An 852-nucleotide genomic window follows, 5' to 3' on the forward strand; every position below is an offset into this window, starting at 1 on the left:
TCGCCTCCCGCTCCAGCAGATCGAGCGCCAGCCAGGCGAACTCCTGCAGGGCCTGTTCCTGGCTGGCGTCCAGCAGCCGATGGGTCTCATCGAGCAGATAGAGGCAGCCGAACTGCCCGCCCTGACACGCCAGCAACGGCCAGACCACCAGGATGCGCAGGTGTTGGATCTCAGCGAGTGGACCGGCCTCGCGGGCATCCGCGATCTGCCGTCGTTGCGTATCGCTCAGCCCGGCACTGGCCCAGATACGGCGCGTGCGCCCCTCGCCCGCGACCAGCACGCAGGCCGGTACAGCGAAGTGGGCACAGATCAGGCGGACCATTCCGTCGAACCGCTCGTCATTGGCGCTGGCAGTTGTATTGATCGACCCCAGGGGCTGCATAGGACGTCTGCTTCGCTTGGACCGCACAAGACATTGATAGTGATACGCCATTAGTGCGCTGGCGTCTAATCGTTCGTCACGCGCCGGCCTGGGGAGCATTCCCGCGCCAGGCACTCACCGAGTGGCCATGGACGCGGAGCGGTCCCCTGCCCCGAGCAGGAAAGCGCTCTATCTCGGCTATTGCACCAATGCCGGGAGATTCATGGATGGTCGAATGCAAATCATTTGTTATGGTATAACATCTACATTCGCGCACTTCAGCGACCGGCCCATCCGTGATCGGCCATGCGCACCTCCCTCCCAGAAACGCAGTACTAGGATCCCCGATGAAAACCACCTCGGCCTCCCTCGCCGTTCTGTCGGCGCTGGTATCGACCGACCTCCACGCCGCTCGCCCCAACGACGCCAGCGTCTCCCTTGGCGCCGTCTACGTGACCCCCGAGAAACGGAATGCTCTCGGCACCGAACGC

General features: G+C 63.7%; 1 protein-coding gene. It reads right to left on the reverse strand.

Annotation, left to right across the window (positions count from 1 at the left end):
• The coding region (locus J0A65_RS24420) for a hypothetical protein (protein ID WP_206596848.1) at positions 1-382 on the reverse strand (382 nt) is incomplete at its 3' end.
• Positions 383-852 lie beyond the last annotated feature (470 nt).

The sequence above is a fragment of the Bowmanella yangjiangensis genome, from assembly GCF_017255015.1.
GTDB lineage: Bacteria > Pseudomonadota > Gammaproteobacteria > Enterobacterales > Alteromonadaceae > Bowmanella > Bowmanella yangjiangensis.